The sequence below is a fragment of the Veillonella sp. genome (genome assembly GCF_019414865.1).
Lineage (GTDB): Bacteria > Bacillota > Negativicutes > Veillonellales > Veillonellaceae > Veillonella.
In genome coordinates, this window is the sequence record NZ_DXLG01000092.1 from 1 (window position 1) to 6,362 (window position 6,362).

Consider the following 6,362-nt stretch of genomic DNA (forward strand, 5'->3'; position numbering starts at 1 on the left):
AATTTCTTCATATATGAATGAATACTCTTGTTTGAATATATATTAATTTTATATTTTTTGAAAAACATAAAAAAATCCCTCCTATAGAAGGTTCAGTCGGGAAGAGTTGACTGAAGCCCTCATAGGAGGGGGGGAAGAGAATTCGTTATATAAATCTCTAATTAGATTACTTTTAGTATACCAAATTATATATAAAGTATATAGTCATTATTTAATATTGTATGTTTATTGTAACTTTATTGTAACTTAGCTAACAATGCTTTGAGGTATACATATACGTTTTCAACGGATGGTAAATGAACGCGTTCCATTGGTGTATGTGGACTTACGATAGTAGGTCCAAAGCTAATCATTTGGGTATTTGGTAATACGCCTTTCAACAAGCCGCATTCAAGACCTGCATGAATAGCGTTTACATTAGCTGGTGTATCAAACATTTCATTATGTAAGGAAATAGCTTGTTCTTCAAGTTTGGAGCCTTTATCGTATTCCCATGCAGGATAACCACCAGTACGCTCTGCAGATACACCTAGTGTTTTCGCAAGTAACATCATTTTCTTAGCCAAGAATTCAAGACTGTTGCTATTGGAGCTACGGATGGAAATGAGTATTTCAATAGTATGTTCGTTTTCGCGTACGATAGCGATGTTGTTAGAAGTTTCTACAAGATTTGGGATAGATTTGCTTACAGAATGAACACCATCTTGTGCAAGATAGATGTAAGTAATAAGAGCTTCTGTTGTGTCATCTGCATAGACTACATCAGGAGTAGCGACATCTTCTACAACAAATGTAAGACCTGGATCTTGGATACCATATTCATGGAGATATTGCTTTTCTTGGTAGGCGATTAATGTCTTAATGGCCGCTACATCTTCAGCGCGTACGGATAATACAGCAACTGCTTTAGAAGGAATGGCATTATGTTTTACGCCACCTTCAAAGGATGCTAAGCATACAGGATATTGTTGTTGAATATCATAGAGTACACGTGTTAACACTTGGTTAGCATTAGCCCGTTGTTCATTGATTTCAATACCTGAGTGACCACCTTTAAGGCCTGTTACGGTAAAAGATAAGCCTGCATCATAACCAGGTTGGTTGTTTTCGCGCAATAATGGAATATTTACGTGAACATGGCAACCGCCAGCACAGCTAACAGTGAAGTCGTGCTCTACCTCTGTATCGAGGTTGAGTAAGTAATCGCCACTTACTTGGCCTTCTTTAATGGCGAAAGCGCCATCCATGCCAGTTTCTTCATTTGTGGTGAACAATAATTGCATAGGTCCATGTTGTTGACTATCATCTTCGAGGATGGCAAGCATCATCGCACCACCCATGCCGTTATCCGCACCTAGTGTAGTGTGGTCTGCATGCATCCATTCGCCTTCGATGATATTGGCAATTGGGTCTTTAGTGAAGTCATGGTTAGAGTCGTGATCACGAACACACACCATGTCTATATGACCTTGTAAGATGATAGAAGGTCGGTTTTCATAACCTGGAGATGCTGGCTTTTTGATGACTACATTAAATTGATCGTCTTGATGAACCTCAAGCCCCAAATTTTCAGCGAAGTTTACGATATAATCGCTGATGCCTTTTTCGTTTCCTGATTCACGAGGAATTTGGCTCATTTCTTTAAATATTTCTAATACGCGTTTTGCTTGAACGATTGATTCCATAATGGTTCCTTTCATTCTCATGTAAATAATAGATATATATGTTGATTGATTATACGGAATACTTAGTGTTTTTATTAGTATCTGAATTTGTAATACTAATAAAAGAGTTCATTCCAGTGATAACTTTCACCGACATCTATGACATATATATGGAATATATAAATAGTTAGTATATATATAGTTATATCATAAGAATGATTATTAGGATAGTTAATGAAATCTGTAATATATGTATGTACTGGCTATATAGGAATAATAATGTATAATGAGGATATACGATTAACGATTGATTAACTCCATTAGATTTTAGAAGGTTGGTGAACCGATGCAACACGACAGTCGCAATATTAGTATGCTCATGGATTTTTATGAGATGACCATGGCACACGGCTATTTTACACAACATGAAAATACGGATCGCGTCGCTTTTGATGTGTTCTTTAGACGCAATCCAGATAAGGGTGGCTTTGCCATTTTTGGTGGTCTTGAACAAATCGTTGAGTACATTTTAAATCTACACTTTGATGAAAGTGATATCGATTTTTTACGGAATCAAGGGATCTTTAGTGAGGAATTTCTAAACTATCTTAAAGATTTTTCCTTTACTGGTGATGTATATGCGTTCCCAGAAGGTTCTATTATTTATCCAAACGAACCAGTTATAACCATCGTAGCCCCTCTCATAGATGCACAAATCGTAGAAACTGCAGTGCTAACTATGATGAACCATCAGTCCCTTATCGCTACAAAGGCTAATCGCATCGTTCGTGCTGCGGATGGGCGTGTAGTAGCCGACTTTGGAGCTCGTCGAGCTCATAATGTGGATGCCGCTGTATATGGTGCGAGAGCAGCCTACATTGGTGGGGTACAGTCTACGGCGACTGTTTTAGCAGGCCAACAATTTGGTATTCCTGTGAGTGGTACCATGGCTCATAGTTGGGTTATGTATCATGACTCTGAATACGAAGCTTTCAAAGCTTACGCTGAAGTGTATCCGGATGGAGCTGTATTCCTTGTTGATACCTATGATGTATTAAACTCTGGGGTTCCTAATGCTATTAAAGTAGCTAAAGAGGTATTAGAACCTATGGGAAAACGATTAAAAGGTATACGCCTTGATTCTGGTGACCTTGCTTACTTAGCTAAAAAAGCTCGTCGTATGCTTGACAAGGCAGGCTTAGAAGATTGCAAAATTATGGCTTCCAATAGTCTTGATGAATATACAATAACCTCTTTATTGGGACAGGGTGGTCCTATTGATATCTTTGGTGTAGGTGAAAGACTGATTACCTCTAAGAGCGATCCTGTATTTGGCGCCGTATACAAGATTGCTGGTGTTGAAAAGAATGGTGTGTGGGAGCCTCGCATCAAGATTTCTGAATCTGTTGAAAAGATTACGAACCCAGGTTTTAAAAAGGTGTATCGCGTATACAATGATAAAGGGCGTGCCATTGCAGATTTATTAACATTGTTAGAAGAGGTACCAGATACGACAGAACCATATCGTTATATCGATCCAGAACAACCATGGCGTGAATTGTACTTTGAAAATTGCACCTTTAAAGAGATGAAACAACTCATTATTAAAGATGGCAAGCTTATCGTAAAATTGCCGACACTAGAAGAGCTTCGTCAATACGTTAAAGACCAACTAGACCGCGAAATTTGGTTAGAAGAACAGCGCTTTGAAAATCCACATCGTCATTACCTTGATATGAGTCCAGGATACTATCAAATGAAAATGGATTTATTAAATCGTATTTTCCGGAAGAAATAGGAGGGCTTATGTTAGACAATCCAGAAGTAACAAAAGAGGCTCTCGTTCAATGGATTCGAGATTACTTTAGTCAAAATGGACCTAGCTGTAGCGCCGTAGTAGGTATTTCAGGTGGTAAGGATTCCACAATTGTAGCTGCTTTATGTAAAGAAGCGCTTGGGGCAGAACGCGTAGTAGGTGTTCTTATGCCGAATGGAATTCAGTCTGATATCGATGATGCCAAGGCTGTAGTAGCACATTTGGGGATTCCACATATCATAGTGAATATTGGAACTGCCTATGAAGCTTTGACGAACGCTATCATTCAAGGTGAAGGTTATAAAGCAGTTACTGGTAGAACTGATATATCCAAGGATGCAGGAATTAATACACCACCGCGTCTTCGCATGACAACGCTATATGCAGTAGGGCAAAATTTGCCAAATGGGGCACGCGTAGCTAATACATGTAATGAATCTGAAGATTATGTAGGGTATTCTACAAAATATGGCGATAGTGCTGGGGATTTTAGTCCTCTTGCCAATCTTGTCGTAGAAGAGGTGCGCCAAATAGGTCGCCTACTTGATATTCCAAAATATCTTGTAGATAAGACGCCTAGTGATGGACTCAGCGGTCTATCTGATGAGGATAAATTAGGATTTACCTATGCTGTATTAGATCGATATATTAGAACTGGAGAGATAGAAAATCCTGAAACGAAAGAACGTATTGATTATTTAAATCGTATTAATAAGCATAAATTAGAATTGATACCGTCCTTTCACCCACAATGTTGAGAGAGGACTTGTTTTAGCTAGTCTAATTCATGCTAATGTTGATTAACAAAAGATTTACTATTTCTTATGTATTTTATGATGGAGGTAATATGGAGACAAAAATTGCGTTGATTGGTACGGGCGGTACAATTGCTGGACAAGGCGCATCCGATACAGATTTGACGGGCTATACTGCAGGTGTACTAGGCCTCGATGAAATTTTAGACTCCGTACCAGGCACAGAACCATATGGTCCATATACATATACTCAGTTTAGTAATATTGAAAGTTCCGATATTACTGTCCAGCATTGGTTGGATTTATCTAAGTTAGTACAAGAATTAGTAAATCAAGAGGCTATAGGCGGTGTTGTTATTACTCATGGAACAGATAGCATGGAGGAGACAGCTTATTTTCTTAATCTTACTGTTCATACAGATAAACCCATCGTTATTACTGGCTCGATGAGACCTGCTGGGGCAATTAGTGCAGATGGTCCTATTAATTTATTACAAGCGATTCAAGTGGCAAGAACACCTGCATCTGTAGGTAAAGGTGTGCTTGTTGTTCTAAATGGCTATGTTGATGGGGCGCGTGATGTGTCCAAACGGAATACAACTAATGTGGCTACCTTTGACAGTCCATTAGTAGGGCATCTTGGTATCGTCCAGGATGGTGTAGCTCATTATTATAAAGCCTCTACTCGTCGTCATACGAAAGAATCCATCTTTGCTGTACATGGCTTTAAGGAATTGCCTCGTGTAGTCATTTTGACTTGCTATGGTGGTATGGATGACATGGTGCCAATGAGTGTAGTTGCCACTAATCCTGATGGACTCATCTTGACTGGATTGGGTCATGGTACAATTCCTCAAAATGTACGTCAAATAACACAAAATACAGCATTCCCAACTGTACGTGCCTCTCGTACAGGGAGTGGCATGGTATCTGCTGTACCACAGGATGCACTAGCAGGCTATCTCGTAAGTGATACATTGAGTCCACAAAAAGCTCGCATTTTATTGATGCTGGGGCTTACAAAAACTAAAAATCTTAAAAAGTTACAACAGTTTTTCTATGAATATTGATTAGAAAATAAAAAAGATTTGAGAAAAACTCTCAAATCTTAATTTGATATTCATTTTCAAGTATTATACTATGTGTAACAGTTTTATATGCAATGAACCGCACATCACGATCGCTTAGGATGTGCGGTTTTTTATTTCGCCTAGAATGCGTATTTTTTATTCGGCGCCAATAGCATTTTCTAAGGCTCGTTGTATACCTACATAAACCGCTTTAGCCAATGTGTCTCCAAATAGGGAGAAGGAGCCGGCGTCCGTTAACACATCACCATTTGTATCTATGGTGAGAATGATGCCATCTGTGGATGTTCCTGTAGCAGAAGTCTTGCGTTCTTTTGTGATGGCATCAGGAATATCTTCGTTGATAAATGGATAGAGGCGTACACTTTCAACACCCCAATCTTGGAGGGCTGCGGTTTTAGCCTCCGTAATTGTCATGATGGCTTTCACCATGGCACTATCTGTTAATGCCTTGTTTGTAAAGACAAGAATATTAATGGTACCAGGTACTATAAAACTACCATCTCGCTCTTCGTAGCAATAGCCTGTTCCTGCACGATGGGCTGTTTTTTCATAGCCTGCAGTAACGATGGTCTCCACAATCGTATCGTGTTCCTCGACCTTGGCGTATGCGTGAAGGTTCATTGTAGCAGAGGTGAGCAGTGCTGTACTAAAATGAACAGGTGTATCGATATGCTCGAATTCTTGGGCTAAATAATTTGCTACAGATCCACCAGGTAAATCTTTTTCTGTTTCAATCTGATAAGTTAATTGTTGATTTCGTACGGCTAACGTATGGTGATACCCACCATTGAGTTGACCACTAGATAAGGCATAATGGATGTCGTCAAAGTGTACTGTAACGGAATTTAATTCTTTCGTTACATGACCTCCTGTTGCAAGCTCTTGTGGTGCTTCATATGGATTGTTGAACATATAAGTCTCCCTAGATTTAGATTGTTATATATGTAATATAACGATATAATAACTTTACTATATCGTGTAAAATATATTTATTAAATTATAGCATATATGTTTATGATGACCATATTAATAGATG

General features: G+C 38.7%; 5 protein-coding genes. 3 read left to right on the forward strand and 2 right to left on the reverse strand.

Translation table 11 applies throughout. The features are described 5' to 3' along the window. Positions 1 to 236: 236 nt before the first annotated feature. On the reverse strand, positions 237 to 1,685 hold the full coding sequence (locus QZ334_RS06235) for an aminoacyl-histidine dipeptidase (protein ID WP_295232869.1): 1,449 nt from the start codon (positions 1,683 to 1,685) through the stop codon (positions 237 to 239). A gap of 325 nt (positions 1,686 to 2,010) precedes the next feature. Between QZ334_RS06235 and QZ334_RS06240 the strand changes: the two genes are divergently transcribed. From QZ334_RS06240 to QZ334_RS06250, 3 genes are all read left to right on the forward strand, one after another. After that, positions 2,011 to 3,462 carry a nicotinate phosphoribosyltransferase gene (locus tag QZ334_RS06240; protein WP_156719842.1) on the forward strand — a complete coding sequence of 484 codons (1,452 nt, stop codon included), beginning with the start codon at positions 2,011 to 2,013 and terminating at the stop codon, positions 3,460 to 3,462. An 8-nt stretch (positions 3,463 to 3,470) separates the two neighbouring features. Then, entirely contained in the window at positions 3,471 to 4,238 is a 768-nt protein-coding gene (gene nadE / locus QZ334_RS06245) for an NAD(+) synthase (RefSeq protein WP_295232860.1), read from the forward strand. A gap of 89 nt (positions 4,239 to 4,327) precedes the next feature. After that, positions 4,328 to 5,305, forward strand: a complete 978-nt coding sequence (locus QZ334_RS06250) for an asparaginase (protein WP_295232863.1) — start codon at positions 4,328 to 4,330, stop codon at positions 5,303 to 5,305. A 156-nt stretch (positions 5,306 to 5,461) separates the two neighbouring features. Here the strand turns inward: QZ334_RS06250 and QZ334_RS06255 are convergent, their stop codons facing one another. Continuing rightward, complete coding sequence (locus tag QZ334_RS06255) at positions 5,462 to 6,238, reverse strand: adenosylcobinamide amidohydrolase (protein WP_295232866.1); 777 nt, start codon at positions 6,236 to 6,238, stop codon at positions 5,462 to 5,464. Positions 6,239 to 6,362: the final 124 nt, after the last annotated feature.

Excerpts from the sequence above, each read along its gene's own strand:
- QZ334_RS06235 (WP_295232869.1), bottom strand. The coding sequence starts at position 1,685 with ATGGAATCAATCGTTCAAGCAAAACGCGTATTAGAAATATTTAAAGAA.
- QZ334_RS06240 (WP_156719842.1), top strand. The coding sequence starts at position 2,011 with ATGCAACACGACAGTCGCAATATTAGTATGCTCATGGATTTTTATGAG.
- nadE (WP_295232860.1), top strand. The coding sequence starts at position 3,471 with ATGTTAGACAATCCAGAAGTAACAAAAGAGGCTCTCGTTCAATGGATT.
- QZ334_RS06250 (WP_295232863.1), top strand. The coding sequence starts at position 4,328 with ATGGAGACAAAAATTGCGTTGATTGGTACGGGCGGTACAATTGCTGGA.
- QZ334_RS06255 (WP_295232866.1), bottom strand. The coding sequence starts at position 6,238 with ATGTTCAACAATCCATATGAAGCACCACAAGAGCTTGCAACAGGAGGT.